This window comes from Methylocystis sp. (genome assembly GCF_051061285.1).
In the GTDB taxonomy this organism is placed as follows: Bacteria; Pseudomonadota; Alphaproteobacteria; order Rhizobiales; family Beijerinckiaceae; genus Methylocystis.
This window is the reverse complement of record NZ_JBPFEA010000045.1, coordinates 16,088-42,025: the sequence shown is the minus strand read 5'-3', so window position 1 is coordinate 42,025 and position 25,938 is coordinate 16,088. Positions and strand designations below refer to the sequence as shown.

General features: G+C 63.5%; 24 protein-coding genes, 1 tRNA gene and 1 pseudogene. 16 read left to right on the top strand and 10 right to left on the bottom strand.

Features of this window, described 5'->3' with window-relative positions; all coding sequences use genetic code 11:
* The first annotated feature begins 28 nt into the window (after positions 1-28).
* A complete protein-coding gene (locus tag ACR65T_RS15630) occupies positions 29-1,000 on the top strand; it encodes a polysaccharide deacetylase family protein (protein ID WP_434497358.1) in 972 nt (323 codons plus the stop codon).
* A gap of 137 nt (positions 1,001-1,137) precedes the next feature.
* Here the strand turns inward: ACR65T_RS15630 and ACR65T_RS15625 are convergent, their stop codons facing one another.
* Positions 1,138-2,016, bottom strand: coding sequence for a hypothetical protein (locus ACR65T_RS15625; protein WP_434497357.1), 879 nt, complete (start codon positions 2,014-2,016; stop codon positions 1,138-1,140).
* A 221-nt stretch (positions 2,017-2,237) separates the two neighbouring features.
* Positions 2,238-2,322, bottom strand: a tRNA-Leu gene (locus ACR65T_RS15620).
* Between the two features lie 154 nt (positions 2,323-2,476).
* On the opposite strand from ACR65T_RS15620, the gene lipB reads away from it, so the two are divergent.
* Positions 2,477-3,166: a lipoyl(octanoyl) transferase LipB gene (lipB, locus tag ACR65T_RS15615; RefSeq protein ID WP_434497356.1), complete on the top strand. Its 690-nt coding sequence runs from the start codon at positions 2,477-2,479 to the stop codon at positions 3,164-3,166.
* On the opposite strand, the gene bioB is transcribed toward lipB, so the two are convergent.
* Both bioB and ACR65T_RS15605 read right to left on the bottom strand, forming a co-directional pair.
* Positions 3,163-4,146: a biotin synthase BioB gene (gene bioB, locus ACR65T_RS15610; protein ID WP_434497355.1), complete on the bottom strand. Its 984-nt coding sequence runs from the start codon at positions 4,144-4,146 to the stop codon at positions 3,163-3,165. The genes lipB and bioB overlap by 4 nt on opposite strands.
* Positions 4,143-4,673, bottom strand: a complete 531-nt coding sequence (locus tag ACR65T_RS15605; protein ID WP_434497354.1) for a PTS sugar transporter subunit IIA — start codon at positions 4,671-4,673, stop codon at positions 4,143-4,145. Before ACR65T_RS15605 ends, bioB begins: the two co-directional genes overlap by 4 nt.
* Positions 4,674-4,834: 161 nt before the next feature.
* On the opposite strand from ACR65T_RS15605, the gene ppc reads away from it, so the two are divergent.
* Positions 4,835-7,645, top strand: a complete 2,811-nt coding sequence (gene ppc / locus ACR65T_RS15600; protein ID WP_434497353.1) for a phosphoenolpyruvate carboxylase — start codon at positions 4,835-4,837, stop codon at positions 7,643-7,645.
* 56 nt (positions 7,646-7,701) lie between these two features.
* Positions 7,702-8,040, top strand: a complete 339-nt coding sequence (locus tag ACR65T_RS15595; RefSeq protein ID WP_434497352.1) for a rhodanese-like domain-containing protein — start codon at positions 7,702-7,704, stop codon at positions 8,038-8,040.
* A 27-nt stretch (positions 8,041-8,067) separates the two neighbouring features.
* Here the strand turns inward: ACR65T_RS15595 and ACR65T_RS15590 are convergent, their stop codons facing one another.
* Both ACR65T_RS15590 and ACR65T_RS15585 read right to left on the bottom strand, forming a co-directional pair.
* Positions 8,068-9,048, bottom strand: coding sequence for a cytochrome c oxidase subunit II (locus ACR65T_RS15590; protein ID WP_434497488.1), 981 nt, complete (start codon positions 9,046-9,048; stop codon positions 8,068-8,070).
* Between the two features lie 10 nt (positions 9,049-9,058).
* Entirely contained in the window at positions 9,059-10,213 is a 1,155-nt protein-coding gene (locus ACR65T_RS15585) for a c-type cytochrome (RefSeq protein WP_434497351.1), read from the bottom strand.
* A 300-nt stretch (positions 10,214-10,513) separates the two neighbouring features.
* On the opposite strand from ACR65T_RS15585, the gene ACR65T_RS15580 reads away from it, so the two are divergent.
* The 4 genes from ACR65T_RS15580 to ACR65T_RS15565 are packed head-to-tail and all read left to right on the top strand — an operon-like array spanning position 10,514 to position 14,069.
* Entirely contained in the window at positions 10,514-11,254 is a 741-nt protein-coding gene (locus ACR65T_RS15580; protein WP_434497350.1) for a class I SAM-dependent methyltransferase, read from the top strand.
* Between the two features lie 54 nt (positions 11,255-11,308).
* Positions 11,309-11,986: a transaldolase family protein gene (locus ACR65T_RS15575; protein WP_434497349.1), complete on the top strand. Its 678-nt coding sequence runs from the start codon at positions 11,309-11,311 to the stop codon at positions 11,984-11,986.
* 30 nt (positions 11,987-12,016) lie between these two features.
* The gene (locus tag ACR65T_RS15570) at positions 12,017-12,445 is read left to right on the top strand and encodes a hypothetical protein (RefSeq protein WP_434497348.1); all 429 of its coding nucleotides are present in this window, start codon (positions 12,017-12,019) and stop codon (positions 12,443-12,445) included.
* A 10-nt stretch (positions 12,446-12,455) separates the two neighbouring features.
* A complete protein-coding gene (locus ACR65T_RS15565; protein ID WP_434497347.1) occupies positions 12,456-14,069 on the top strand; it encodes an FAD-dependent oxidoreductase in 1,614 nt (537 codons plus the stop codon).
* A 21-nt stretch (positions 14,070-14,090) separates the two neighbouring features.
* Here the strand turns inward: ACR65T_RS15565 and ACR65T_RS15560 are convergent, their stop codons facing one another.
* Positions 14,091-15,200 (bottom strand): glycerol dehydrogenase, encoded by a 1,110-nt coding sequence (locus ACR65T_RS15560; RefSeq protein WP_434497346.1) that lies wholly within the window; start codon positions 15,198-15,200, stop codon positions 14,091-14,093.
* Positions 15,201-15,460: 260 nt separating this feature from the next.
* On the opposite strand from ACR65T_RS15560, the gene ACR65T_RS15555 reads away from it, so the two are divergent.
* Both ACR65T_RS15555 and ACR65T_RS15550 read left to right on the top strand, forming a co-directional pair.
* Positions 15,461-16,600: an OpgC family protein gene (locus ACR65T_RS15555; protein WP_434497345.1), complete on the top strand. Its 1,140-nt coding sequence runs from the start codon at positions 15,461-15,463 to the stop codon at positions 16,598-16,600.
* 83 nt (positions 16,601-16,683) lie between these two features.
* Entirely contained in the window at positions 16,684-17,334 is a 651-nt protein-coding gene (locus tag ACR65T_RS15550) for an SGNH/GDSL hydrolase family protein (RefSeq protein WP_434497344.1), read from the top strand.
* Between the two features lie 95 nt (positions 17,335-17,429).
* Here the strand turns inward: ACR65T_RS15550 and ACR65T_RS15545 are convergent, their stop codons facing one another.
* The gene (locus ACR65T_RS15545) at positions 17,430-17,693 is read right to left on the bottom strand and encodes a hypothetical protein (RefSeq protein WP_434497343.1); all 264 of its coding nucleotides are present in this window, start codon (positions 17,691-17,693) and stop codon (positions 17,430-17,432) included.
* Here ACR65T_RS15545 and ACR65T_RS15540 point away from each other — a divergent pair.
* The 3 genes and pseudogenes from ACR65T_RS15540 to ACR65T_RS15530 form a co-directional block, all read left to right on the top strand.
* On the top strand, positions 17,692-17,946 hold the full coding sequence (locus ACR65T_RS15540; protein ID WP_434497342.1) for an AbrB/MazE/SpoVT family DNA-binding domain-containing protein: 255 nt from the start codon (positions 17,692-17,694) through the stop codon (positions 17,944-17,946). The genes ACR65T_RS15545 and ACR65T_RS15540 overlap by 2 nt on opposite strands.
* Positions 17,943-18,347: a type II toxin-antitoxin system VapC family toxin gene (locus ACR65T_RS15535; protein ID WP_434497341.1), complete on the top strand. Its 405-nt coding sequence runs from the start codon at positions 17,943-17,945 to the stop codon at positions 18,345-18,347. Before ACR65T_RS15540 ends, ACR65T_RS15535 begins: the two co-directional genes overlap by 4 nt.
* Before the next feature lie 99 nt (positions 18,348-18,446).
* A pseudogene (locus ACR65T_RS15530) lies at positions 18,447-19,168 on the top strand (integrase core domain-containing protein); the annotation flags it as partial.
* Between the two features lie 213 nt (positions 19,169-19,381).
* Here ACR65T_RS15530 and ACR65T_RS15525 read toward each other — a convergent pair.
* Complete coding sequence (locus tag ACR65T_RS15525; RefSeq protein ID WP_434497340.1) at positions 19,382-20,755, bottom strand: sensor histidine kinase; 1,374 nt, start codon at positions 20,753-20,755, stop codon at positions 19,382-19,384.
* Positions 20,752-21,441, bottom strand: a complete 690-nt coding sequence (locus tag ACR65T_RS15520) for a response regulator transcription factor (RefSeq protein ID WP_434497339.1) — start codon at positions 21,439-21,441, stop codon at positions 20,752-20,754. Before ACR65T_RS15520 ends, ACR65T_RS15525 begins: the two co-directional genes overlap by 4 nt.
* Positions 21,442-21,619: 178 nt before the next feature.
* On the opposite strand from ACR65T_RS15520, the gene ACR65T_RS15515 reads away from it, so the two are divergent.
* The 3 genes from ACR65T_RS15515 to ACR65T_RS15505 all read left to right on the top strand — a co-directional run bounded on the left by ACR65T_RS15515 (position 21,620) and on the right by ACR65T_RS15505 (position 25,933).
* A complete protein-coding gene (locus ACR65T_RS15515; RefSeq protein ID WP_434497338.1) occupies positions 21,620-22,171 on the top strand; it encodes a hypothetical protein in 552 nt (183 codons plus the stop codon).
* Positions 22,172-22,265: 94 nt separating this feature from the next.
* Positions 22,266-24,629 carry a TonB-dependent siderophore receptor gene (locus ACR65T_RS15510; protein ID WP_434497337.1) on the top strand — a complete coding sequence of 788 codons (2,364 nt, stop codon included), beginning with the start codon at positions 22,266-22,268 and terminating at the stop codon, positions 24,627-24,629.
* 68 nt (positions 24,630-24,697) lie between these two features.
* Complete coding sequence (locus tag ACR65T_RS15505) at positions 24,698-25,933, top strand: PepSY-associated TM helix domain-containing protein (RefSeq protein WP_434497336.1); 1,236 nt, start codon at positions 24,698-24,700, stop codon at positions 25,931-25,933.
* Positions 25,934-25,938 lie beyond the last annotated feature (5 nt).

Below are 25,938 nucleotides of genomic sequence, written 5' to 3'. Positions count from 1 at the left end.
GCGCGAGAAATCAAACCGGCAAGCCGTCATGACCGCCATTTTTCTACTGCTGAAAAGAACTGAAGCGCCCGTCGCCGCTCCCCTCCTGCGGTTCGCGCTCATGCTGCTGGCGGCTTTATCGGCCGCCGGCGTACTTAACATGCCGCCCGCCGCCGCCGCCGCGGAACGGACCTGCGGACCCGACGCGCTTGGCGTGTCGCGCGTCATCGAAATCGACCGCGCCAAGGGAACGGCGGTCGGCCTGCAAAGCTATCCGCGCACGCTCGATCTGCGCGATCATGAGGTGGTGCTGACGTTCGACGACGGACCGGCGTCTCCCACGCCGCAAGTGCTTGACGCGCTCGCCAAGGAATGCGCGCGCGTGACCTTCTTTCTGATCGGCCGGAATGCGGAAAGCCTGCCCGCTCTGGTGAAGCGCGCCGCCGCGGAGGGCCACACCATCGCCCACCATTCCTACAGCCATCCGGACAAGACCCTGAGGCTGATGAGCGAGGACGCCGCCAAGGCCGACATCGACAAAGGGATCGCCGCCGTGAACAAGGCGCTCGGCGCAACGGCCGCGCCCTTCTTCCGCTTTCCCGGCTTCGCCGATACGCCCGCGCTCGTCGCCGACCTCACGTCGCGCGGCTACACTATCTTCGGCTCGGATTTGTGGGCCTCGGACTGGTCGCATATGACGCCCAAGGCCGAACTCGACCTCGTGCTGTCGCGGCTTGAAAAGAACCGCAAGGGAATCGTGCTCTTCCATGATTCGCAGGCGATCACCGCGCAGATGCTGCCCGAATTCCTGCGCGAACTGAAAAAGCGCGGCTATTCGCTCGTCCACATGGTTCCGGGCGACGCGCCGACCCCGATCGTCGCCGCCGGTCCGGATTGGACCTCGACGACAGAGCCGATCATCGCCAAGACGCTTGGACCAAAGGCGAAGCAGGCGCCGCAGGCGCAGGACCATGAGCATGACCATGGCGCGCAAGAGGCGCCGAAATCCGGCGCGCCTTAGCGCAATGTGATCGGGATGCGCGCTTTAAGGCTGCGCGAGGCGCCGCCTAGATCACGCTGCTTTTGGGCGGAATCGTCCCAAAGTTTAGAGCGCGTTCTACGCGAAAAACCGGTTCCCACTTTTTCGCGAGCCGCGCTCTACCCGCCGCGATCGCAGATATACGTGCTCTTCGAACCCCAGCAGGACCCGCTCTTGTAAACGTTTCCGAGAGTCTTGCCGCCGAGCGCCGCAGACCAGGTTTTGCCCCTGGCCGGAGAAAGCGTCAGCGTCTGACCGGAATATTGGAAGACCACCGCGCCGCCTTTTCGCGAGATCTGACAGACGCCGCTATTGAGCACGCGTCCCGCAATCCTGACGTAGCATTTGCCGGTTCGCGCCTCGGACACGGCCGGCTCCTGGTCAGCCGCGACGTTCGCCGTCGCCGCCGATTCATCTTGCCCCCCGCGGCGCGCCGCTCTGCGCTTTCCTGCGATGCCGTCGCTGAGAAATTCCGGCTCGAGTTCGAGGTTCGCGAGGGATGACGCGAGAGGGTTCGACGCTTGAGCGCCCGGCGCCGATTCCGCGCCGTCCTGCGCCGATGCGGCGCGTTCTGGCGCCGCTGTCGGCGCCACCGGTCCGGCGATGATCGAAGGCGGCTGTTCCTGCAATCCCAAATTGGCGGCCGGCGCCCCCGAACCCGCTTGGCTCGGCGCCCCGCGCGGCGCGGGAGGCGCTATTTTTTGAGGCGTCATCGAATCTGCGGGATCGCCATTTTGGGGAAGCTCTCCCCAGAACGCGGAGCCGACGACGATCGCGGTGCCGACGACGACAAGCGCCACGGCGCCAATGTAGAAGAACCGCTCGACCCTTTCGAAGTTGCGATCGGACGCCGTTGCGTAGGACGGGCGGCGCGAACCCGCCGGCGGCGGCGACGCCGCGCGCCAGTCGCCTTCGATATCATGCCAGGCATAGCGGGCGCGCGTCTCGATAGTATCGGCCTTTGGCGGCGGCCTGCGGTCTCTTAACGACACAGCCATGCTTCCCTCTCCGGGCGCCGTCGAACCAAAAGAGCGGCGTCGAACGCCTCGCGTCTGCGCACAAGGCGCGCGGCGCGCTCATTTGCGAAGATCGAGCAGGCGGCTTGCACTGACCAAGCGCCAGCGCAACCATATTACCTTGGGGAATGTGGCTGATGTTTGCCCGCTGCGGCGCCGTAATCCGGCCGGACGAACTCGGGGCGCTTTTATGGCGCTAACCTTGGTGCGGCCGAGAGGACTCGAACCTCCACTGGTTGCCCAACTAGCACCTCAAGCTAGCGCGTCTACCAATTCCGCCACGGCCGCAAGGACGCTCCGCTTAACGCGAAGCGCCGGCGCGCTGCGTCTAACAAATCGGCTCCCAGATGACAAGCGGGCCGACGCTTAGGACCTCGGTTTGGTGTAAAGTGACGCGATGAGCCAAGCCGCCTGCCCTCCTGCGCCCGCCGCTGATACGGCGATGCGCGCGCCCGTAGCTGCGCCGCCGGTCGAATGGCGCGTCAGCGACGATCTCGTCCCCTATGAGGCGGCGGTGGCCTTCATGGAGGCGCGCGCCGCGGCGATCGCCGCGGGCGAGGCGCGTGAATGCGTCTGGCTGCTCGAACATCCGCCGATCTATACCGGCGGCTCCTCGGCGAAAGAGCAGGATCTGCTCGAGGCGCGCTTCCCCGTCTATCGCACCGGACGCGGCGGGCAATTCACCTATCACGGACCCAAGCAGCGCGTCGCCTATGTGATGCTCGATCTGACCCGCCGCCGGCGAGACGTGCGCGCCTTCGTCTGCGCGCTTGAATCATGGATCATCGCGACGCTGGCCGATTTCGGCGTCACGGGCGAGCGGCGCGCCGCCCGCGTCGGCGTCTGGGTCGAGCGGCCGGAGAAGGCCAAGGGACCAGGCGGCGAAAGGGCGGAAGACAAGATCGCCGCCATCGGCGTGCGGCTGCGGCAATGGGTGAGCTTCCACGGCGTCGCGCTCAATGTCGCTCCGGATCTGACGCATTTTTCCGGCATCGCGCCGTGCGGCGTGCGCGACGCGCATCTTGGCGTCACCAGCCTTGCGGACCTCGGCGTCGCGGCGGAATTGCGTTCCGTCGACGCCGCGCTGCGCAGGAATTTCGAGGCGATCTTCGGCCCGGCCGAGGACTCTTAGGACGCGGCGGGGGCGCACGCCTCACGCGCCGCAAGCGCGGCGAAGAGCGCATCGTCTTCATTGACGCCGGCGTTGCCCGTCGTCAGCAGCTTCTCGCCGCAGAAGATCGAATTGGCGCCGGCGACGAGGCAGAGAATTTGCGCTTCGCGCGACAGTAAAGAGCGGCCGGCGGAGAGCCGCACCCGCGCCTTCGGCATCACGATGCGCGTCGTCGCGATCATGCGCACGAGATCGAGCGGGTCGATCTGCGCGCGCCCGGCGAGCGGCGTGCCCTCGACGGCGACCAGCGCGTTGATCGGCACGCTTTCCGGATGCGGATCGAACGACGCCAGCGTCTGCAGCATGCCGGCGCGATCTTTCACGCTTTCGCCCATGCCGATAATGCCGCCGCAGCACATCTCCAGCCCCGCGCCGCGCACCGCCTTGAGCGTGTCGAGACGGTCCTGATAGGTGCGGGTGGTGATGATCTCGTTGTAGAATTCCGGGCCGGTGTCGAGATTGTGATTATAGGCGGTGAGCCCCGCGTCGACGAGGCGCCGCGCTTGCGACTCGTTGATCATGCCGAGCGTGACGCAGGCCTCCATGCCGAGCCCGCGCACGCCGCGCACCATGTCGAGCACGGCGTCAAAGCGCTTGCCCTCGGGCGCGGAGCGCCAGGCGGCGCCCATGCAGAAGCGATCGGCGCCGGCTTCTCTGGCGGTTCTCGCGGCGGCGAGCACCTCCGCCGTCTCCAGGAGATCGACGCGGTCGAGCTTCACTTCGCGGTGATGCGCCGATTGCGGGCAATAGGAGCAGTCTTCCGGACAGCCGCCGGTCTTGATCGACAGCAGCGCCGCCTTCTGCACGTCATTGACGTCGTGAAAGCGGCGATGAACGGCGTTCGCCTGCGCGACGAGATCGAGCAGCGGCTGATCATGGATGGCGATGATCTCTTCGACGCGCCAATCGGAGCGTAAGGAGAAGTCCGCGGGCGCGTTCACGCCGGACCTCCGGCGTCGCGGCTCTGCGAGCGATGCTGGGACCGCGCGGCGAGTTTGCGCTGCGGCGCCTCAGACGTCTCCTCGGCGCGCGTTGCGCTCTTGCGCCCGCCGCGCAGAGCGGCATAAGCAACGAAAAGCGCCATCGCGACGTCGAACGCCGCATTGGCGATCACGAAGGGCGCGGGGGCGAATTGCGAGGCGGCGCCGATATAGTGAAAGTAAATCGCATAGAGCGGATGCAGCGCGAAGCCCGCGACGACCCACCACGGCGAGCCGATAATCGACATGCCGGCGAGCGTGCCGAAGACGGCGACGCCGGTCATTTCGACGCCGACCCAGGGGCCGGGCTCCTCAGCGCGAAAGGCGAAGCCGACGTAGAGGAAGCACAGCGCAATCAGCGCATAGGCGGCGATCCGCTGGACGGCCGCGCCCGACCATTTGCAGAATGCAAGCAGGCCCAAGGCAAAGACCAGGCCGACCCCGGCGAAGATAAGAATTTCGGTTGTGTCGAGCATGGCTTTGACCATTAGCGCCGCGAAGTGCGGAGATTAGGCGGAACGCATCGTCGCCGACGTCTATAAGGGGCGACGTCGCCTCGAACAAGTGCCGCGTCGAAAAGGCGCCCGAAGCCTGCTATAGCTGCCCTGGAGGCGCCTTGAGGCGCGAAATGTTTAAAGGTCGCGATAGTATGCAGCTCGAGACGCAGGCGCAGGAAAATCTCGTTACGACCGCTCCGGCGGCGGGCGCCGACCCTGAAGCCTTGAAGGGCGACGAATCGCTCATCGAGGACATTCGCCTTCTGGGGCGCCTGCTGGGCGACGCGGTTCGTGAACATGAAGGAACCGCGGCCTTCGAACGCATCGAGACGATCCGGCGGCTCTCCGTCGCCGCAAGCCGCAACCAGGACGCCGAAGCTGACAGGAATCTCGACGCGCTGCTGCGCGCGCTGACGGCGGAAGAGGCGCGCACCGTTATTCGCGCCTTCAGCTATTTCTCGCATCTTGCGAACATCGCCGAAGACCTGCATCCGCTGCAGCAGCGCGCCCGCGCCCAGGCGAGCGGCGCCTTCACCGGCGCGCCGAGCCTCGCCACCACCTTCGCGCGCCTGCGCAAGGCCGCCGTCGGCGCCGGCAAGATCGCCCAGGCGCTGGCGCGCGGCTGGATTTCGCCGGTGCTGACCGCGCATCCGACGGAAGTGCGCCGCAAGAGCCTGCTCGACGCCGAACACGCGATCTTCAAACTGCTCGCCGCGCGCGAGCATATGCGCGGCAAGGCCGAGCGCGCGCAAAACGAGATGCAGCTTCGCGCCCGCGTCTCGCAGCTCTGGCAGACCGAGCTGTTGCGTCATTCGCGCTTGACCGTGCGCGACGAAATCGAGAACACGCTGAGCTATTATCGCAGCACCTTCCTGCGCGAGATCCCGCGCCTTTACGCGGACATCGAACAGCGTCTCGACGGACTGCGCGTGCCGCCATTCCTGCGCATGGGCGCCTGGGTCGGCGGCGACCGCGACGGCAATCCGAACGTGACGGCGGAGTCGCTTTCGACCGCCCTGCGCATGCAGTGCGAAACCGTGCTGCGCTTTTATCTCATCGAAGTGCATGAGCTCGGCGCAGAACTTTCGATTTCGCGGCGTTACGCCGGCTGCACCAAGGCGCTCGAAGCGCTAGCCGCCCGCTCGGGCGACGACAATCCGCATCGGGACGACGAGCCTTATCGCCGCGCGCTCATCGGCGTCTATTCGCGCCTCGCCGGCACGCTGGAGAAGCTGACCGGCGGCCAGGCGGCGCGCCACGCCGTGGCGCCGGGCGAGCCCTACGCCAATTCCTGGGCGCTGCTCGCCGACCTCGTCACCATCGATGAGTCGCTGCGGGTGCATCACAGCGAAGTCATCGCCACGCAGCGGCTCGAGCCGCTGATCCGCGCCGTCGAAGTCTTCGGCTTTCACCTTGCGACGCTCGATTTGCGGCAGAGCTCCGACCGCCACGAAGAAACTATCGTCGAGCTTCTCGGCGCCGCCCGCGTCGTCGATGATTACGCCGCGCTCCCGGAAGCCGAGAAGCAGCAGTTGCTGCTGAGGCTGCTCGGCGATCCGCGGCCGGTGCGCCTGCCCGGCGCGACATACAGCGACCGCGCCACGAGCGAATTGACGATCATGGAACGCGCGCTCGAGATGCGACGGCTCTATGGCGATGAAGCGATACGCCATTACATCATCAGCCACACTGAAACGGTCAGCGACCTTCTCGAAGTGCTGCTGCTGCAGAAGGAATGCGGCTTGATGCGCGGCACGCTCGATCCGCGCGACGCTCAGCGCGTCATCGCCGATCTGATCATCGTGCCGCTTTTTGAGACGATCGAGGATTTGCGCAACGCCGCGCCGATCATGCAGGAATTTTATGCGCTCCCTGGCATCCTCAAGCTCGTCGTCAATTCCGGCGGGCAGCAGGACGTCATGCTCGGCTATTCCGACTCCAACAAGGACGGCGGGATCTTGACGAGCATCTGGGAGCTGTACCGCGCCTCGACGGCGCTCGCGGAGTTTTTCGCCTCGGCGTCGAACGTCACGCTGCGGCTTTTCCATGGGCGCGGCGGAACCGTCGGACGCGGCGGCGGACCGAGCTACGACGCCATTCTGGCGCAGCCGCCGGGCACGGTGAACGGGCAGATCCGCCTGACCGAGCAGGGCGAAGTCATCGCGGCGAAATACGCCAATCCGCAGATCGGCCATGTCAATCTCGAACTGCTCGTCGCGGCGACGCTGGAAGCGACGCTGCTCTCCGCGCACAAGACTCCGCCGCCGGAGTTCTTGGAAGCTGCTGAAGAATTATCGCAGGCCGGCATGGCCGCCTATCGCGGCCTTGTCTATGGGACCGAGGGCTTCGTCGATTTCTTCTTTTCGTCGACGCCGATCTCGGAAATCGCCTCGCTCAACATCGGCTCGCGTCCCGCCTCGCGCAAACCATCGCGCCGCATCGAGGATCTGCGCGCGATCCCGTGGAGCTTTTCCTGGGCGCAGGCGCGCGTCGCGCTGCCGGGCTGGTACGGCTTTGGTTCGGCGATCGCGCATTTCATCGAAGAGGACGAGAAGGCGCGGCTCGCGCTCTTGCGCCGGATGAGCGAAGAATGGCCGTTCTTTCGCGCGCTGCTCTCGAACATCGACATGATCCTCTCCAAGACCGACATGTCGATCGCGCATCATTACGCCGGACTCGTCGAGGACAAGGCGCTTGCCGCGCGCATTTTCGGCATGATCGAGGCGGAGCATGCGCGCGCGAATGACGCGCTTGAAAAAATTCTCGGCTCCAAGGAGCGGCTCGCCGACAATCCGACGCTCGCGCGATCGCTCCGGCACCGCTTCCCCTATATCGCGCCGCTCAACTATCTGCAGGTCGAATTGATCCGCCGCCATCGCGCGGGAGAGCGCGGCGAAGACATTCGCGAAGGCATCCTGATGTCGATCAACGGCATTGCGGCGGGCTTGCGCAATACGGGATAGGCGACGCCTTGACAGCGAAGACATCATGCGAAGGATCGATCGGAGGAATAAACGTCATGAGCGCAGGCAGTCAGTTCAACGACATCAGTCTGGAGGAGTTGAAGTCGGGACTTGCAACAGGGCGGGTCTTGCTTGTCGACGTGCGAGAGGCTGACGAATATGCTGCGGGCCACATCGCCGGCGCGATCTTCAATCCGCTGTCGAAATTCGATCCGAGCCAACTGCCGGTCGCCGGCGAGGGCCAGCAAGTGATCATCTATTGCCGCTCCGGCAAGCGCTCGGTGTCGGCGATGGAGCAGGCGCGGCTCCTGGGACGGCGCGACGCCGACACACATTTTGGCGGCGGCATCCTCGCCTGGCTCAACGCCGGCGAACCCGTCGTCCAGGGCATGTAAAAGACGCGCCCAGACGGCGGCGCGGCTTCAACGCAGGCTCGCGAGATAGCGCGACAGGGCGAGCAGTTCGCTTTCGCTGAAGATGTCAAAGGCCGGCATTAGATTGCCGGGCTTGATGTCTTGATTGTGCGTGATCCATCGCGCGATGGAGGCTTCGTCCGCCGCGAGGATCGCGGCGCCAATCGAGATTCTGCCGCCGACATGCGTAAGATCGGGTCCGAGCCGGCCGGCCGCAGGCGTCCCGCGGATTGCGTGGCACGCGCCGCAGCCGTGCGAAAGAAACAGCGCCTTGCCCTCTCGCGTCTCCTGCGTTGTGGGCTCCTGCGCAGGCTGAAACTCCCGTAATCGCCATTCGTCATATTCATTCTGCGGCATCGCCACGACGTTGAACGCCATCAGCGCATGCACCCCGCCGCAATATTCCGCGCATTGGCCTCTGCTCACGCCAGCTGTCTCGGCGCTCAGCGTCAGCGCGGTCTTGCGGCCGGGAATCATATCGAGCTTGCCGGCCAATCTCGGCGCCCAGAAACTATGGATGACGTTGTCGCTGGAGAGTTCGATCTCGACCGCGCGGCCGAGCGGAATGCGCAGCTCATTGGCGCTCTCGACCGCAGAGCCGGCGTCGTCGCGATAGACGACGCGCCACCACCAGCGCTCGCCCGCCACCTCTATTCGATCCGGACTCGCCGCCATCTTTCCCGGCCCCGCGCCGAGCATAACCAGTCCGTAGATGAGGAGCGCGGAGAGCGTGACGACGGGGAAGATCAGCCCGCCGGCAAGCACGACAGTGTCGCCGGCCAGGAACGCCCGGCGGCGCGCCGACGCAAAGAGCGCGATCGCCGTCAGGAGAATGACGGCGAACAGGATCGCGCCGCTTCCCGCGACCATGACCCAGAAGAGCTGCGCAATATGTTGCGCCTCTGGTCCGGTCGGCGCGAGCGTCGATTGAACGCCCTCGCATCCCACAAGCAGTAGGCAAGCAACCGGCGCGGCGCGGGCGATGCGCAAGGATCGCTGTCTATCGCGCACGGGGGCCTCCACGACGCGGCGGCGGGGTCCGTTGTGACTTCTCCGGCGTTGTCCCCGCGACGCTGGCGAAATAGGCGGCGACGTCTCGCGCCTGCGCGTCGGTCAGACGCGAAGCGATCGTCCCCATGATCGCTCCATATCCCGACTTTTTGCGCAGCCCGCGTTTCCACAGGTCAATCTGGCCGAGGATATAGGGCGCGTATTGGCCGTCGAGCTTTGGAAAGGACGGCGCCCTGTTGTCGCCATGGCAAACCAGACAAGGCGGAACGCCCGACTCCGCGACGCCCTTTGTCGCGATTTCTTTTCCGCGCGCAATCTGATCGGCGTTCGACTCTATCGGCGGCGCGCTTGGAGCGAGGTTCGGCGCGCGAGCGTAATATGCGCTCAGCGCCGTGATCGCGGCGGCGTCCAGCGCCACGGCGATCGGCTCCATGATTCCACTCGGCCTCGAACCGCTGGCGAAATCGCGTAGCGCGCGTTCAACATAGGCCTGTGACTGTCCGGCGAGGCGGGGCACGAGCGCGCTTCTGGGACGCGCATCGCCGCGATGGCAGCGCACACATCGGGTCAGCGCCTCCATCGTCATGCCGTTCCGGGCGATCTCAGCGCCGTCATTCTGCCGCGCCTCGACGTCGCCGATGGCGAACAGCCGATATTGGCTCGCGCTCGTCTGCGGAAGGGCGCGCAGAAAAGCGACGACGGCCCACACTTCGTCATCGCGCTGCTGCGCGACCCACGCCGGCATTCCAGTAAACTTCAGACCATGCTTGACGATCCAGAAGAGCTGCTCCGTCGACCAGTTGGTTGCGGCGCCGCCGAGTTCGGGCGGCGCTGGGAGCATGCGATCAACGATCGGGTCGCTGTGGCCCCCCGGCGCGCCGTGGCAAGGCGCGCAGCCTGCGTCGAAATGGCCGGCGCCGAGGATCACCAGATTTTTATCATCGAGCGGCGGCGGCGTGATGGAGGCGCTGTGCGTCGCAACGGAACGCCGCAAACCAAAGTCCAGGAACCAGCGCGTGAGCGCCCAATGGGGCTGGCTGGCCGCGACGTTGTAGAGACCCGACCCAGCGAAGAACAGGATGGCCAAAGCTAGAACGAGGGCGACCCCGACGCCGGCGAGTAGAGCTTTTCCGGCGAACGCCACCTGGCGTCACCGCCGCGCTGCGCCGGCGCATCGGGGGCCAGCTGCGTTTGACTGTTCGGCTCTCTCCATACCGATCTCCCACTTGGCGCGAGCCTCGCAGCGTCGCCGACGCAGTAGCGTCCTAAGAGAGATAGGGTTGGAACACGAAGCGATCAGCTCGCGAGCGCAGGCCTCGCCAAATCGCCTTAGAGACCGTCGCAGAAGAAAGCGTTCCTCGTTTGGCGAACCCATGGCCACTGTCGAGCTGAAGGAATAAGTTCCAAATCTTGAAGCCTAGCAGCGACTTTCCGGGACATGCGCATGAGCGACCAATATCGAACGATCAGCCGGCAATATTCGGCGGCGCGGAAGGATGACCATACGAATTTCCTTGAAACGCCGACCGTCCAATCCGTTCTCGGCGATCTTTCAGGCGCGAGCGCCATCGACTACGCATGCGGGGCTGGCCATTATTCCCGGCTTCTCAAAAGACTTGGCGCAAAGAATGTGCTCGGCGTGGATCTGTCGCCCGCGATGATTGACGTCGCCCGACATGAAGAGATCCGAAATCCACTTGGCGTCGCCTACGAAGTCGGCGACGCCGCAGCGACGGCGGTTTGGGGGGCGTTCGACGTCGCGACCGCCGCCTTTCTATTCAATTATGCCGAGGACGAGCAGACGCTCGGGCGAATGTTCAGGTCTGTAGCGGCGAATGTGAATCCCGACGGCAGATTGGTCGCGGTCGTGCCCAATCCGGACTTCATCAACGGCCGCGAGGATACGCTTCCTTATGGGTTTTTTCTCGAGGAGATCGGGGAAGGTCCCATGCGCCTGCGCGTGCGGATGACGTTTATCGGCGAAGAAAAATTCTGGATCGAATTCACCCAGTGGAGCCGTCGCGCTTACGAGGACGCGCTGGCGCAGGCAGGGTTTGCTGACGCCGAATGGACGCCGTTCGCCGTGTCTAAGGAAGGAATTGAGCGTTACGGACAAAACTTCTGGGACGCAATTCTCGCCAATCCAAAAAGCGTCGTATTGAGCGCAAGGAAAAAGCCTGCGTGAACACGTCCGCGGCGAGTATGGTTAAGATAGATAATATTCCGATGTGAGGGCGCGATGCTTCTCGTCGATACGGCGGATCAAAATGCTATCCTGGACGCGCTGAAATTTCCGGGCGTGCAGGGATTCACCACCAATCCGACATTGATCGCCCGCGCCGCCGGCGCGGAAGCGTTGTCGTTGGATGATTACGTCGCCGCGGCGCGCAAGCTCTGCGGAATGTCCGCTGAGATCGGCGCAATTCGGCAGCTGATGATTCAGGCGGTTGGAAGCGCAGACGACGCGCTGAGGCAAGCGGCACGCTATGTCGACGATCTGAAGACCGCCCGCGAAAAAAAGCTTTGGATCAAACTTGCGCCGACGGCGCCGAGCCTCGCGTGCTGCCGGGCGCTGAAAGACATAGGCTGCGCATCCCTGGCGACGGCGGTGTTCACGGCGGCGCAAGCCTATGTCGCGATGGAGGCGGGCGCGGATGGAGTCGCGGTATATCTCGGCAGACTCATGCGGCATGAAAGAGATTGGGAGAAGCAGCTCGAAAGCGTCGCCGCGATCGTCAAGAGCGCCGAACGGACCTTGCTGCTTGCGAGCTTTCCCGATCGACAGACCGTCGAAGTTGGACTGAGATATAGTCGCGACATCACGACGCCGCCGTCTGTTCTCGACGACTTATTGACGTCCGCCCTGTCGCAGGAGGCGATCGAAGCCTTCGACAAGAAGATCTTACTGGAACGCTGAAGAGCTGGCCCTTCGAAAAACGAGAACGCCATGCGCGCAAAGAATCGTGACGTCTCGCGTCGGAAGCTTCTGATCGGCTGCGCGCTCGGCGCGCTCACGCCCTGCATTGCAGATCGGAGGGTTCTCGCAGAGACCTCCGATCTCGAAAACTTTCTCCGCCTAAGCGCCGAGCTTACTGGACGCCCGAGCCTTTCAGTCGATTCCGCTCGGATTTATCTGCAGAGTCTTGGACCCGATCGCCGCTTCCTTGCTGACGCAGGCCGTCTGAACAAAGAAGACTCGGAGCGCCATGCGCGCCAAATTGTGGCCGACTGGTACTCCGGTCAAACCGTCGACTCTGGACGCGTGATTTGCGTCGATTACACGGGCGCGCTGATGTGGGACGCGATGGGATTTGCACGGCCAGGCGGCGTTCCCGGCGAAGCCGCGAGTTGGGCGCTTGCACCGACCAAGGAGTGAGGCGTTCCATATGGATCTTCACGCCGACGTAGTGGTCATAGGCTCCGGCGTCGCCGGCGCATTGGTCGCCTCTCGCGTCGCGCGCAAAGGCGCGACAGTCATTATTTTGGAGGCCGGGCCGCGCGTCGACCGCGCCGCCTCGGTGAGACGATTCCAGAGCGCTTCCGCAAAGACTCCCGAGTCGGCCTATGAGCAGGCCGCGTTCGCGCCGCACCCCGAGTCTGACAAGCCCTTTGCGTTCTACGCGCAGAAAGGGCCTCACCCGTTCAGTTCGACCTATTTGCGCCAGGTCGGCGGCACGACATGGCACTGGCTCGGAACCGCGATTCGCCTGGTTCCCGACGATTTCCGGCTTAAATCGCGCTTCGGCCTCGGCGTCGACTGGCCGATCTCCTACGCCGATCTCGAGCCATGGTATTGCGCGGCGGAGCAGGAACTCGAAGTCGCCGGAGACAATGACGACGATCTTGGTTCCCCGCGCTCCGCGCCCTATCCCTTTCCGCCGATCGCACAGAGCTTCCTCGATCGCGCATGGCGCAACGCGTTGCAGGCGTCCGACTATAAGGTCCGTCCGACTCCGCAGGCGCGCCTCTCGAAGCCGTCCGGCGACCGTCCGGCCTGCCATGGCAGCGCCAGCTGCATTCCCATCTGTCCGATCCAAGCGAAATATGACGCGACCATTCACGTCGCGCGCGCCCAATCTCTCGGCGCGAGGCTGCTGACGGAGACCTGCGCCAATTTCATCGAATGCCGCCCGGACGGGCGCGTCGAAGCGGTCAGGTTCATACGATCGGATGGCTCGACCGGACGCGTGTTCGCGCGCGCCGTCTGCGTCGCCGGCAACGGCGTCGAGACGCCGCGACTCCTGCTGGCCTCGGCCTCCGAGTCCTTTCCTGGCGGCGTCGCCAATCGCTCGGATCAGCTCGGGCGAAATCTGATGGATCATCCGATTCAGCTCAGCTGGGCGCTCGCGCGCCAACCCGTCTGGCCTTATCGGGGACCTGGAGCGACATCGGGGATCGAGAATTATCGAGATCTGAAAGACCGCGGCGCAAATTCGGCTTTGCGATTCGAATTCGGCAATGAAGGGTGGAATTGGCCGACGGGAGCGCCTGAATCGACCGCGCGCGAACTGGCGCTCGGCGGCCTGCGCGGAAAAGCGCTCGATGCGGCGCTTAAGGACCAGACGTCGCGGCACATTCGCGTGGCCGCATTGACGGAGCAACTCCCTTTGGCAAGCAACAGGGTGACGCTGGATCGGGCGCAAATCGAAAAGACCGGTCTGCCGCGCCCAGCGATCTTCTTTCAACTCGACCGCTACACCGAACGCGCGCTCGGCAACGCCAAACATTTGCATGAAGACATGTTTGCGAAGATCGGCGTGGAGGCGTTTTGGCACAAGGACGACGCCCAAGCCGCAGGCCATATCATGGGCACGGCGCGCATGGGCGATGACCCGGCGACGTCCGTCGTCGACAAGAACCTGCGCGCCCATGCGCACCGCAATCTTTTTCTGGTCGGCGCGACCGTGTTCCCGACCGGCGGAACCGCCAACCCGACGCTCACCGTCGCCGCGCTCGCCCTTCGCGCCGCCGACGCCATTCTATCTTCCTTGACGGAATAGGCGCGGGCTCGAGCCTGCCTGCTATGAAGCGCGCGCCTTGAAGGCGACGCCCATGGAGTCGGCGGCGTAAATCGCGTCCATGAGAGTCGCGGCGGTCACCTCAAAGGGTTCATTATGCGCGCTCTCGCCGACGGCGACGGCGCGCTCGGCGATCGCCCGCGCGGTCTCGCGCGATAGATTTTCGAGCCCGAGTTCGGCAAGCGTCACAGGCAAGCCGACCGAGAGACAAAATCCCATTGCTTCATCGACCGTCGAACGCGGCCGTCCTTCCAGAACGAGCTGCGCCAGCGTGCCGAAGGCGACCTTTTCGCCATGCAGCCGATCATGCGTTTCCGGCGCGGCCGTCAGCCCATTGTGGACCGAATGCGCCACCGCAAGGCCGCCCGACTCGAACCCAAGGCCGGAGAGAAGCGTGTTCGCTTCGATGATGCGTTCCAGCGCCGGCGTGATCGACCCTGCCCGCGCCGCGGCGACGGCGGCTATCCCGTCGTTGAGCAGCGTTCTGTAGCAGAGCTCGGCAATCGCGGCCGCGGCGATCGTGCTCAGGCCCCCCGCGACGTTGTTGCGATGCGCGCGGATCGTGGCGTCCGCTTCGAAAAAAGTGGCGAGCGCATCGCCCATGCCCGAGATCAGCAGGCGCACCGGCGCGCGCGCGATGACCGCGCTGTCGACAAGCACGAGATCGGGGTTGCGCCGGTAAAAGAGGCATTTCTCGAACACCCCGTCCTCGCTGTAGACGACCGAAAGCGCGCTGCAGGGCGCGTCGCTCGACGCCGTCGTTGGACAGCAGGCGACGGGAAGCTCAAGTTCCGCGGCGACGGCGCGGGCGGCGTCCAACGTCTTGCCGCCGCCGGCGCCGACGATCGACGCGGCCGAGACCCGGCGCGCCTCTTCCTTGCCCCGGGCAATCTCCGCAAACGAACATTCCCCGCCGAAATCCAGAATCGCATAGTCGAGTCCGGCGGTTGGGAACGTCTCGCGCCAAACCGGCTCCAACGCCTTGCGCGCGGTCGGACTCGCGATGATCAGCGCTTTTCCCGCAATGCCGAGCCGCGAAAGCTCCGATGCGAGCGACATCGTCGCGTCGCGGCCCTGAACATATCTCGCGGGAGCGCAGAAAACCGTCAACATGCGTGCGATCCAATGTGATGCGTAAGGGTTGCGATTTGAGAGCAAATGCGGCCGCAACGCAATGCATCGGATTGAGACCAGCCATCGTGTGATCCCGGTGATCGCCGTGCGTAGCGGGGCGCTGCAAAGTCCGATGGCAAGCGTCTGAATTGCGCACGTCCGCATAAGATTGGGCGCCTACATGACGTGCTGCAGCTCCCGTCGGCTTCCCAATAGGGTTTACTATGATAAACGGGTTGTGCTCGTGCAGGGAGAAGATCGTGCCGGGAAAACGAATCGAATCAATCGATTTCTGGCGGGGCGCCGTATTGGCGGCGATTTTCGTCAACCATATACCAGGCAATATTCTCGGCTACCTGACGCCCCGCAACTACGGCTTTTCTGACGCGGCCGAGGCCTTCGTCTTCCTGTCCGGTCTGTCCGTCGCGCTCGCCTACGGTCGCCGCTTCAACACAGCCCCGAAATGGACGGCCTCCGCGCCTCTGCTGTCGCGCGCCGTGCGGCTTTACGCAGCCCATCTTGGCCTCACCGTTCTCGCGCTCGCGCTCTTTGGCGCCGCGACCCTTCTGACCGGCCAAGAGCAATTCCTCGCCGAACATGGGCGGTCCGCGCCGTTCCTTGATCCGCTGCGGGGCTTAGTTGGCATCGCGACGCTCGGGCATCAGATCGGCTATTTCAATATTCTCCCCCTCTACGTCGCGCTCCTGCTCTTCGCCCCTCTGCTCTTCCTTGTCGGGCTGCGTAATCGCTGGCGAATGTTGCTTGTGTCCGCCGGCATCTACGCGGTCGCCCGCTTTACCGGCGCCAACCTGCCCTCCTGGCCGGAGCCGGGCGTCTGGTTCTTTAACCCCATGACCTGGCAATTGATGTTTGCTCTAGGAGTTTTCGCCGGTCTGGTCATACGGGACGGCGCGTTTCCCGTGCACGCCGGAGCCTATCGCTTCGCCTTGACGTTTACTCTTGGCGCCGCGCTTATCGTGAGCAATTTCATCGGGCTTATTCCCGAGATCGCCGATGTCGCGGTCGCCCATCTGGACCGGGGCAAGACGGAGCTTGGCGTCATCAGAATTGTCGCCTTTCTTGCCCTCGCCTATGTTCTTTATTGTTCGGGCCTCACAAGATGGCTTAAAACGACGCCCGTTTTCGCGGCCACATCGCTTCTGGGGAGACATAGCCTCGCGATATTCAGCGCCGGCAGTCTCCTGAGCGTGATCGGACAAATTTTGAAAGCCACGGCGCTGACCTCTCCGTTTTTCGACGTGGTCTTTGTCCTTGCCGGACTCTGGACCCTCCACAAACTCGCGAGTTTCTTGGAATGCAGATATCGCACAACGCCTCTGGCGGCGACCGCTGCGCCAGCGCACTTCGTCCAGGCCGAAGAGCTTTCCTTCACGCGCTGACCGGCTTCGCTTGCATAGCGTCGTGGCCCGGCCTCGCGGTCGAACTGATTCCTCGCAGTCGTTGCGCGGCCGCTCCAGTTCGCATGCCGACGAGAGGCGCTCTGAGACGCACCGCCGCGCGTTTGCGGGCGAAAATGCCCGTGCATGTGCTGGCGATCGGCTCGTCATCGACGCAAGGCATCGGCGCTTCTTCGCCGGCGGCCGCCTATCCCGCGCGACTCGAGCTCGCGCTCGAGCAAAGATTTCCTGGAGCGAATGTTGAGGTCATCAACGCAGGGAAAGCCGGCGAAACGGCGGATCGCACGCTCGAGCGCCTGAACGCTGAACTCGACCGCATCAAGCCCGATCTCGTGCTCTGGCAGGTCGGGACGAATGACGCGCTGAACGCATCGGTCTCGGAGCCCAAATTCGAAGCCGTAGTCGAACGCGGCATCTTGTCGATCGAGCGGCATAAGAGCGACGTGCTGCTCGTCGATCCGCAATTCATCAAGAAGGTCGTGGACCCCGCCCGCTACGAGCGATTCGTCCAGACATTGGAGCGCGTCGCTGAGAAGGAGCACATCTGCCTCTTTTCCCGCTACCATCTGATGAAGACGCTCGAAGCCTCTGCTGACGGCGGCGTCGAGCCTCTGCTCGCGCCTGACGGTCTCCATATGAACGACGCCGGCTATGCCTGCATCGCCGAACGCCTCGCAGGCCAGATCCAGAACATCGTCACTCAGCCCGGGCTTTGAGGCCGCTCCGCAGGGGCGTCGGGGAGAGCTTAAAATAAAGCGGCGCAAAAAAAGGCCGGCCCCTTCGAAAAGCTAAGGGGTTCGCAACGTTCGGATCATTGCGCGTCTCGAAATTTGATCGCTTCGATTGGATCGGACGGATCGATCGGATCGTGCTCGCTCTCATGGGCGTCGATGAGTGTGGCGAGCACATCAAGCCGGTCGCCTTCGGGCGTTCCAACCTTCGCCCCCCAGAGATGTTCAATCCCGGTGGACCATCCCGTTGAATGGCCGCCTCGACGGCCTTGCGAGTAAGGTAATGATACCTTACTTTTCACCTCGACGGCGTCGCACAGGGGGCGCCCGCCCGAGGCCATCATGAAAAGCACGCTGAAAATCACCTCCAAGGGGCAAGTTACCTTCCGCAAGGAGGTGCTGGACCAGCTCGGCGTCAAGCCCGGCGACAGGATTACGGTGGAGCTCGTCTCTCCTGGCCGGGTGGAGGTGAGGCCGGCTGAGACGCCGGCCAAGCTAGAAGCGTTTGTCGGCTGCCTGAAAAAGCCGGGGGCGCCAAAGCTGTCGATCGAAGAGTTGAATGAGATTGCTCGCAAGGGTTGGGCGGGTGAGCGGTGAAGATTACTGCGGACACAAATATTCTTGTCCGAGCCGCCGTGATGGACGATCCGATCCAAGGCGCGATTGCGGTCAAGGCGCTGCTTGACGCGGAAGTCGTCGCCGTGCCGCTGCCTTCGCTTTGTGAATTCGTCTGGGTGCTGACACGCGGTTACAAGAGGAATGCTTTGGAAGTGGCCGATGCCCTGAGAAGACTGATCGAAAGCGCGAGCGTCGTGGTCGATCGTCCCGCCGTGGAAGCCGGTCTCGCCGTTTTTGAGAAGGGCGGCGATTTCGCCGATGGCGTGATCGCCTTCGAGGGCCGGCGTGCGGGAGGTCGCGTTTTTGCGAGCTTCGACAAGGAAGCGGTCGAACTGATCTCGGCGACCGGCGGCGAAGCGAAGCTGCTCGGGAGGAAATGAACGCGGCGTTGCGGTGAGCAAGGGGTGGGCATGTCTCACGACCGAATTCCTTTGCGAGCTTCGTCGAAATCGCCCGTCGCCACGAGAATTTCCTCGGCATTGGGCTCCGGACGCTACTGCTATCCGCTCACCGTCACCGATCACGCCTCGCGCTTCCTGCTGCTCTGCGAGGCGTTGGAATCGACAAGGGAAGAGCCGGCGATCGCCGCTTTCGGCCGGCTGTTCCGCGAGCGCGGCCTCCCCTGCGCCATCCGCGCCGACAATGGCGTTCCCTTCGCCAGCCCCAACGGTCTCTTCGGCCTTTCCAAGCTCTCCGTCTGGTGGCTGCGCCTGGGCGTCGAGATCGAGCGCATCAAGCCCGGCCATCCTCAGCAGAACGGCCGCCACGAGCGCATGCACCTGACCTTGAAGAAGGAGGCGACCCGTCGCCCGGCACGAACAGCTTGCAGCAACAGGCCCGCTTCGACGCGATCATCAAGGAGTTCAACGATGAACGGCCGCACGAAGCGCTCGACATGAAGCGCCCGGCCGACGTCTATCGCCCGTCCGCCAAGCCCCATGACGGCAAACTGCCGGAACTCGACTATCCTTTGCACGACCGCGACGTGATGGTCACCTCATGCGGGCGCATCTGCATGTATCGAAAGCGCGTCAACATCTCGTCCGTGCTCGCCGGTCAGCGCCTCGGAAGCAAGGAAGTCGACGACGGCATTTGGCTCGTCAGCTTCATGAGCTACGATCTCGGCTTCATCGATCTGGAGCAGAAAACCTTGCAACCCCTCGACAACCCCTTCGGCCCGAGGTTGTCACCCATGTCTTAGGAACAGTCACCCATGTCTTAGGAACAGACTGTCACCTATGTCTTCAGTCTGGACAAGGGGACGCGTGGTAGCGGAGGAGCGCTACCGACGATCCCCCCGACGGAATACGCCGTCCTTTACACTGGACCTTCCTGTCTAAAGAATTCCCGCGCGACGGCGACGGATTCGGAGAATGGAACCCATGCTCCAAGCCTGGCGCGCACGGCGGTGGTGTCAATTCGAATTCGCTCTTGGAAACGACATCTTGAATGTCGCGCCGCCGCCGGGGGTCTCTTCGACCCAGACACGCCCCTGAAGTTTGTCCATCAGCTCCTTCGCGATAGCGAGGCCCAACCCCGTGCCGGGCGTCGCTTCGCTCCTGCGCCAGAAGGGTTCGAATATCATCTCGCGATCGGATGGCGCGACGCCTCCGCCATGATCGATTACTTCGACCACGGCGTCGTCGCCAATCCGGACCAGCACTGTCCCGCTCTCCGGTTCCGCGCGTAAAGCGTTGTCGATGAGATTGGCGACAACGCATTCGATCGCGCGTTGATTGCCGCGCGTGACAACCGGCGAGGCCCCCGCCTCGAACTCGATCTTGCGGTCACACTCGATCGCGAGTGGCAGGTAGTCGGAAACGATTTGCCGGATTGTCTTTACAAGATCGACTTCCTGATCGAGCGCGGCCTGACGTTCGGTCAATCGCGCGGCGATGAGCATCTGTTCGACGATGGCCTGGAGTTGGCTCGCGTCGCGCATCAGATCGCTCTTGAAAGTCGGCTCTTCCGTATCTTCGAGCCGCGCGCGCATGATCGCCAGCGGCGTGCGCAATTCATGCGCGGCGTTGGCGGTGTAACGGCGCATCCGCATGGCGCTGGCGTCGAGCCGCGCCAGTGCGCCGTTCATCGCATCGACAAGAGGCGTGATTTCGGCGGGGACGCCGCCGACCGGAAGGCGCTGATGAAGCGAGTTCATATCGATGTGCGCGGCCTCGCCGGCGACGGCGCGCAAGGGCGTCAGTCCACGCTGCACCGCGAACCAGGCGGCTCCGACCGACATGAGGATCGCCGCAATAAGGTACGCGGCCAGCCACTGCAATTCATCCAGGATTGCGTGAAAGATGTCGTCCCACCGGAATTTCTGCCGGTAAACCGCTATATGCAGCCGACCGAAAGGGGTCCATCTGGGCTCCACAAGTCCCAGGGAAGTCGTCCTTGGATCGCCGGGCAGGACGAAGTGCGTATGAATCGGGCTGATTTGAATCACGCCGGCCAGCGCCGCCGCCAGTTCCGGGGACGAGCCCGCAACAGGCTCGTTCCGCGCGGTGTCGAAGGCGCCGAATTTCAGGCCGGGAGCGCGTTGGGCTTCGGCGCGCAATTCGGGGATGGGTTCGATATGGACGAGCCTGTCGTCGCCGCGAACCAGCGATGCGATCACCAGTTTGCTTACACGGACCGCGGCCAGCTCATCGAACGACGTCTTGAAATACCCAACGTCGGCGAGTCCCAGGCCGATCGTGACAATCCACCCGATCGTGAATGCAAAGAGCTGCGCGACGACGAGATAGCCGACGACGCGGCGCGCAAGCGATGGGGCTCTCGTCACGTCTTTGCCCTCGCCTTGGTCTTCGCGATCATGTATCCGAGGCCGCGCGCCGAGTGAATCTCCACGCCAGCGTTCAGTTCGAGCAGTCGTGCGCGCAGGCGCGACACGAGCGTCGTCAACGAATGCGGCTGTATCTCCTCGTCGAGCTCATAGATTCCCGAGATAAGCGCCTCCCGCGACACCACGCGGCCGGCGCGCCTGACGAGCGCTTCGAGCAGCGCCAGCTCGCGACGCAAGAACAAGACGGGACGGTTCGCGACCGATGCTGTCCGCGCGTCGAGATCGAAGGACAGCACGCCGATTTCCACCGGCGGCACCCGATCACCGCCGGGCCGCCGCAGATGCGCGCGGATGCGCGCCATCATCTCGTCGAGGTTGAACGGCTTTGTCAGATAATCGTCGGCGCCGGCGTCCAGGCCCTCGATTCTATTGTCGATGGCGTCGAGCGCCGTCAGCATCAGGATGCGGCTGCCCGGTTGTTTCTCGCGGATGCGCGAAACCAGGGACAGCCCGTCGCCGTCGGGCAGTTTTCGGTCCAGCAGGGTGACGGAATAGCGACAATCGTCGATCGCGCAAGCGGCGCCTTCGATCGTTTCGACATGATCGACGACAAAGCCCTCGCGCTTGATCCGTCTGGCGATCCGGCTCGCCAATTCCACATGATCCTCGACCAACAGAATTCGCATGGGCGCCGCTCCCAGCTGTTCCTGCGTTCAACGTTCGGCGATCCGAACATCCCATCGCGCCGCTATTTCATAGCCAAGGGGAAGACGTTGGCAAGGGCGGACGCGCGGAACGGGAAAGCTGGACCAGGACGGGGATCGTCCGGACTGTGGCGCCATTGCCACAGCCGCCGCATTTTTGATGCGCGCTTCCCCACGTAACTTTCGCGGGACCATTTCCCTCTATGTCGGCAAGCCGGGACACGCCTTGAGCGGATCGGGCGATCCAGCCGGGCAAGGCGAATTTGGACATGGGGCAGGCATGATGATCGAGCGAAAGGGAGCAAGCCGCCGGCAGGCGTTTTCGGCGCGCCCGCTCGTCGCGATTGTCGTGGCTCTATTGGTCGTTTTACAGGGTCTTGCGGCGATCGGCTCGTTTCTTGCGCATTCCGGTCGCGGCGATGGCGGAACGAGCTTCGTCACCTCCTTCCTTGGCGCGACTTGCGCAGCAGACGCGCATGGCGACGACAAGTCGCCGGCACCGGGTCGCGACCGCTCCCAATGCTGCGTCCTGTGCGGCGCGCGCGATTTCGACGGAGCATCGTTTCATGACGTGGCGCAAGGCGCCGTGGCGATTATCCCGCTGTCCAGGGCGCTCGCCACAATAGCGCGATGGTTCGACGACGCTTCCATCTCGGCGCCGATTGGCTGGGCGAGCACGTGGTCGTCGCGAGCGCCTCCTTATTTCTCCTGACCGACTGAACGCGGCCCCGAGGATAGCTCTCCTTGGCCGCATCTCTTCGTCTCGGTTCACGCGAGCGCAGAACGCCGCGCCAGGAGAATTACAAATGTTTCGCTCGATATTGTTGCGCGGCGTTTCCGCCGGCGCGCTCTCGCTTGTCGTTTCTTCGACTATCGCTCACGCCCAACAGTCGCTGCCCACCATCGACGTTGGCGCCGCGCGACGCTCAATGTCCGCTCGTCCGACTGCCGCGCCGCGATCCGAAGGACAGCCCACGGGGCCGTCGACGTCGGTGCCCGCCGCGTCGAACTTTCCGAGCGAGCCGAAGACGCCGGCCGAAGGCTATGTGGTGCGCAGCGCCTCGACCGGCACCAAGACCGACGTGCCGATCAGGCAGACGCCGGTGTCGGTGAATGTCGTTCCCAAGCAGGTGATCCAGGATCAGAACGACACGAACCTCCAGGAAGCTCTGGAAAATGTTCCAGGCGTGCGCTCCAACAACAACGAGCTGGAAGGCTACAATTTCAAGATTCGCGGCTTTCAGAGCCTTTACATCTATCGCAACAACCTCGCCATTCCCGCCGGCGAGAGCAACCCCAGCACTTTCGACACGGCCAATCTGGAGCGCATCGAGGTCTTGAAAGGCCCGGCGTCCATTCTCTATGGGCGCGCGGAGCCGGGCGGCCTCATCAATCTGGTGACGAAAGAGCCGCTCGACCGGCCGCGTTACGTCATCGAGCAACAGATCGGCTCCTTCGATCATTATCGCACGCAATGGGATGTTTCTTCGCCAGTCGAGCAAATTCCCGGTCTCGCCTACCGCGTCTCGGGCGCCTATCAGAACAATGGTTCGTTTCGCGGCTTCTCGGGAGGCGGAGAGCGCTATTTGATCGCGCCCGTGGTGAGCTATCGGCCGAGCACATGGACCGAGTTCACCGTCGAGGGCCAATATCTCGGCCAGAAGGCGCAAAGCGACGTGGGCATTCCACCGATTGGCCCGAACCCCGCGCCGATTCCGTTGAGCCGCTCGTTCCAGGAGGCCAACGATCCGCGCGACCGCATCGAGAGCTACAACATCGGCTACAAATTCCGGCAGAATCTCAACGAGGATTGGAAAGTCACCAACCGCTTTCTCTATACCGACACTCCCAATTTCCAGAAGCCCAACATCACGCCGCTCTGCGTCACCTTGTTTTGCGTCGACACGGATGGGCGCACGCTCCAGCGCGTCAGCCAATATCAGTCTATTACGGGGCGCGCCTATTCGACCAATATCGACCTCGAGGGCAAGTTCACGGCGCTCGGCGGCAAACACAATTTCCTGATGGGACTCGACTATCTGAACGGCTACTACAACTATTATTACGGCAACGGCGCCGCCCTCTATCCGATCGATATTTACAATCCGTTCTACGGAACCGTGCCGCCCTTCGCCTATTTCGACTCACAAATTGGATCGGGATTCAAATTTCACTCGTCGGTTCTCAACAGACAGAAGGGGTTCTACATCCAGGATCATGTCACCTGGTTCGAGCGTCTGCATTTGCTCCTTGGCGCGCGCTACGACGTAGCGGATTTGACGCAAGGCAGCGTTTTCTCCTTTGGCGGCGACTACAGCGCGAGCAAGGATTTGGCGATAGCCAATCGGCTCAGGGCGCGCACGCGCGTCAATACAAGCTGGAGCCCGCGCGCCGGCCTCGTTTACGATCTCTTGCCGGAGTTGAGCGTTTACGGCAGTTACTCACAATCTTTCGGTATCAACTATGGCGTCGACGCAAACGGAGAAGGCTTGGGTCCGCAACGCGGCAAGCAGTGGGAAGTCGGACTGAAAGCCGAGCCGCTGCCGGGCCTCACCGCCAATCTCGCTTTCTTCCAGATCACCAAATCGGGCGTTCCAACGCGAGATTTTTCGTCGCCGCTCGCTGTCAAACTGGCTGGCCTGCAACGCAGCCGGGGCATCGAACTCGACGTGATCGGCCGCGTGACCGAGCGGCTGAGCCTCGTCGGCAATTACGCGTATATCGACGCCAAGGTGATCTCCGATAATCCAGTCAATCGCCTGAACCCCTTTGGCACCCTGGACCCTGCGGTCTTTGGCGAAGCGAGCGGATTGTTCCTCAACCACCTCGACAATGTGCCGCGCCATTCGGGCAAGGTTTTTCTCACTTACGATTTTGGCGACAATGGCCTCGGCTGGCGCGTCGGCGGCGGCGTAACGGCCTCGACGCGCGCCTGGGGCAATATCCAGAACACCTTCCTGCTCCCCGGCTGGGCGCGGCTCGACGGCTTCGCCAGCTACACGACGCTGTTCGAAGGGCACAAGATGACGGCGCAGCTCAATCTGCACAACATCAACAACGCGCAATATTTCACCGGCGCAGACACTTTCTTCAACGGTAACGGCCCGCCGCAACAATTGTTCGCCGCCAAGCCCTTCACCGCGACGGGAACGATCAGGGTGGAGTTTTGAGCCATGACCCGTGCCGCGTGGGTATGGGCGCGAACATCCTCTTGCCGTGCCGCTGAGGAGCAACAAAAATGACCCGAGCTCTCTGGGTTTGGCTGCATCGCTGGGCGGGCCTCGTTATGGCGGGGTTCCTCATCCTTGTCGGCCTGACTGGCAGCCTGCTCGCCTTTTGGGGCGAACTGAACCATTGGCTGACGCCCGACCTCTATCCGACCCCGCGCGCCGGGGTCGAACTCGACGCGGCGGCGCTGGCGCGGCGCGCCGAGGCGCTGGTTCCTCAAGCGCGAACCAATACCGTCTATCTCGGCTACCCCGGCAGCGCGCAGATCGGCATGGAGGCGCGCCCCGGCGCACCGCCGCTCGACTTCGGTTTCATCCATCTCGATCCGATCTCGGGCAAGGAGCTTGGTCGCGCGACATGGGGCGGCTTGCCGCATTCATTGAACGACGTAATGCCCTTCGTATACAGCCTGCATATGTATCTGGCGATGAGCGGCGTCGGCGACTGGATTCTCGGGATCGTTGCATTGATCTGGACCATCGATTGCTTCGTTGCATTCTATCTGACGTTGCCGCTTTCCAGCCGAACGAATGGGCGGAGCTATTTTGCACGCTGGAAACCGGCCTGGCTCGTGAAGATTCGAGGCTCGTTCTATCGCGTCAATTTCGATCTGCATCGCGCCGGCGGCCTGTGGCTGTGGGCGTTGCTGCTGGTCTTCGCCTGGTCGAGCGTGCTGTTCACCCTGCCCGGTTTCTACACGCGGGCGACACAGCTCATTTTTGATTACGAGCAGTCCGTCTGGGCGCGGCCGAACGAGAAGGAACAGCCCAAGGACCGCGAGCCGATCGGCTGGGAGGACGCGCAGGCCAACGCGGTTAGACTCATGGGCGAACAGGCGCGCGAACACGGCTTCACGGTCGAGCGGCCGCTCGCGCTCTATATCGTTCGCGACAAGGGCCTCTACGAATATCGCGTGCGCTCGTCGCGCGACATCGGCGACAAATATGGCCAGACTTCAGTCTGGTTCGACGCCTGGTCCGGGGAATTGCGGAACCTGGAACTGCCGACCGGCCTTCACACCGGCAATACGATCACCACCTGGCTCATCGAACTCCACACGGCCAATCTGTTCGGTATGCCCTACCGCATCTTCGTCTGCGTCCTCGGCCTCGTCATCACCATGCTCTCCATCACCGGCGTCTACATTTGGTGGAAGAAGCGGCGGGCGCGGCGCGCGCATTTCCTCGCGCAGGCGGCGCGCAGGACGACGGAGGCCGATATCTCGAGCGCGCGTCCCGCCGAATAACACGG

Excerpts from the sequence above, each read along its gene's own strand:
- ACR65T_RS15565 (WP_434497347.1), top strand. The coding sequence starts at position 12,456 with ATGGATCTTCACGCCGACGTAGTGGTCATAGGCTCCGGCGTCGCCGGC.
- ACR65T_RS15625 (WP_434497357.1), bottom strand. The coding sequence starts at position 2,016 with ATGGCTGTGTCGTTAAGAGACCGCAGGCCGCCGCCAAAGGCCGATACT.
- ACR65T_RS15520 (WP_434497339.1), bottom strand. The coding sequence starts at position 21,441 with ATGCGAATTCTGTTGGTCGAGGATCATGTGGAATTGGCGAGCCGGATC.
- ACR65T_RS15575 (WP_434497349.1), top strand. The coding sequence starts at position 11,309 with ATGCTTCTCGTCGATACGGCGGATCAAAATGCTATCCTGGACGCGCTG.
- ACR65T_RS15545 (WP_434497343.1), bottom strand. The coding sequence starts at position 17,693 with ATGATGGCCTCGGGCGGGCGCCCCCTGTGCGACGCCGTCGAGGTGAAA.
- ACR65T_RS15560 (WP_434497346.1), bottom strand. The coding sequence starts at position 15,200 with ATGTTGACGGTTTTCTGCGCTCCCGCGAGATATGTTCAGGGCCGCGAC.
- ACR65T_RS15580 (WP_434497350.1), top strand. The coding sequence starts at position 10,514 with ATGAGCGACCAATATCGAACGATCAGCCGGCAATATTCGGCGGCGCGG.
- ACR65T_RS15595 (WP_434497352.1), top strand. The coding sequence starts at position 7,702 with ATGAGCGCAGGCAGTCAGTTCAACGACATCAGTCTGGAGGAGTTGAAG.
- ACR65T_RS15515 (WP_434497338.1), top strand. The coding sequence starts at position 21,620 with ATGCGCGCTTCCCCACGTAACTTTCGCGGGACCATTTCCCTCTATGTC.
- lipB (WP_434497356.1), top strand. The coding sequence starts at position 2,477 with ATGCGCGCGCCCGTAGCTGCGCCGCCGGTCGAATGGCGCGTCAGCGAC.
- ACR65T_RS15630 (WP_434497358.1), top strand. The coding sequence starts at position 29 with ATGACCGCCATTTTTCTACTGCTGAAAAGAACTGAAGCGCCCGTCGCC.
- ACR65T_RS15570 (WP_434497348.1), top strand. The coding sequence starts at position 12,017 with ATGCGCGCAAAGAATCGTGACGTCTCGCGTCGGAAGCTTCTGATCGGC.
- ACR65T_RS15550 (WP_434497344.1), top strand. The coding sequence starts at position 16,684 with ATGCCGACGAGAGGCGCTCTGAGACGCACCGCCGCGCGTTTGCGGGCG.
- ppc (WP_434497353.1), top strand. The coding sequence starts at position 4,835 with ATGCAGCTCGAGACGCAGGCGCAGGAAAATCTCGTTACGACCGCTCCG.
- ACR65T_RS15540 (WP_434497342.1), top strand. The coding sequence starts at position 17,692 with ATGAAAAGCACGCTGAAAATCACCTCCAAGGGGCAAGTTACCTTCCGC.
- ACR65T_RS15510 (WP_434497337.1), top strand. The coding sequence starts at position 22,266 with ATGTTTCGCTCGATATTGTTGCGCGGCGTTTCCGCCGGCGCGCTCTCG.
- ACR65T_RS15605 (WP_434497354.1), bottom strand. The coding sequence starts at position 4,673 with ATGGTCAAAGCCATGCTCGACACAACCGAAATTCTTATCTTCGCCGGG.
- ACR65T_RS15505 (WP_434497336.1), top strand. The coding sequence starts at position 24,698 with ATGACCCGAGCTCTCTGGGTTTGGCTGCATCGCTGGGCGGGCCTCGTT.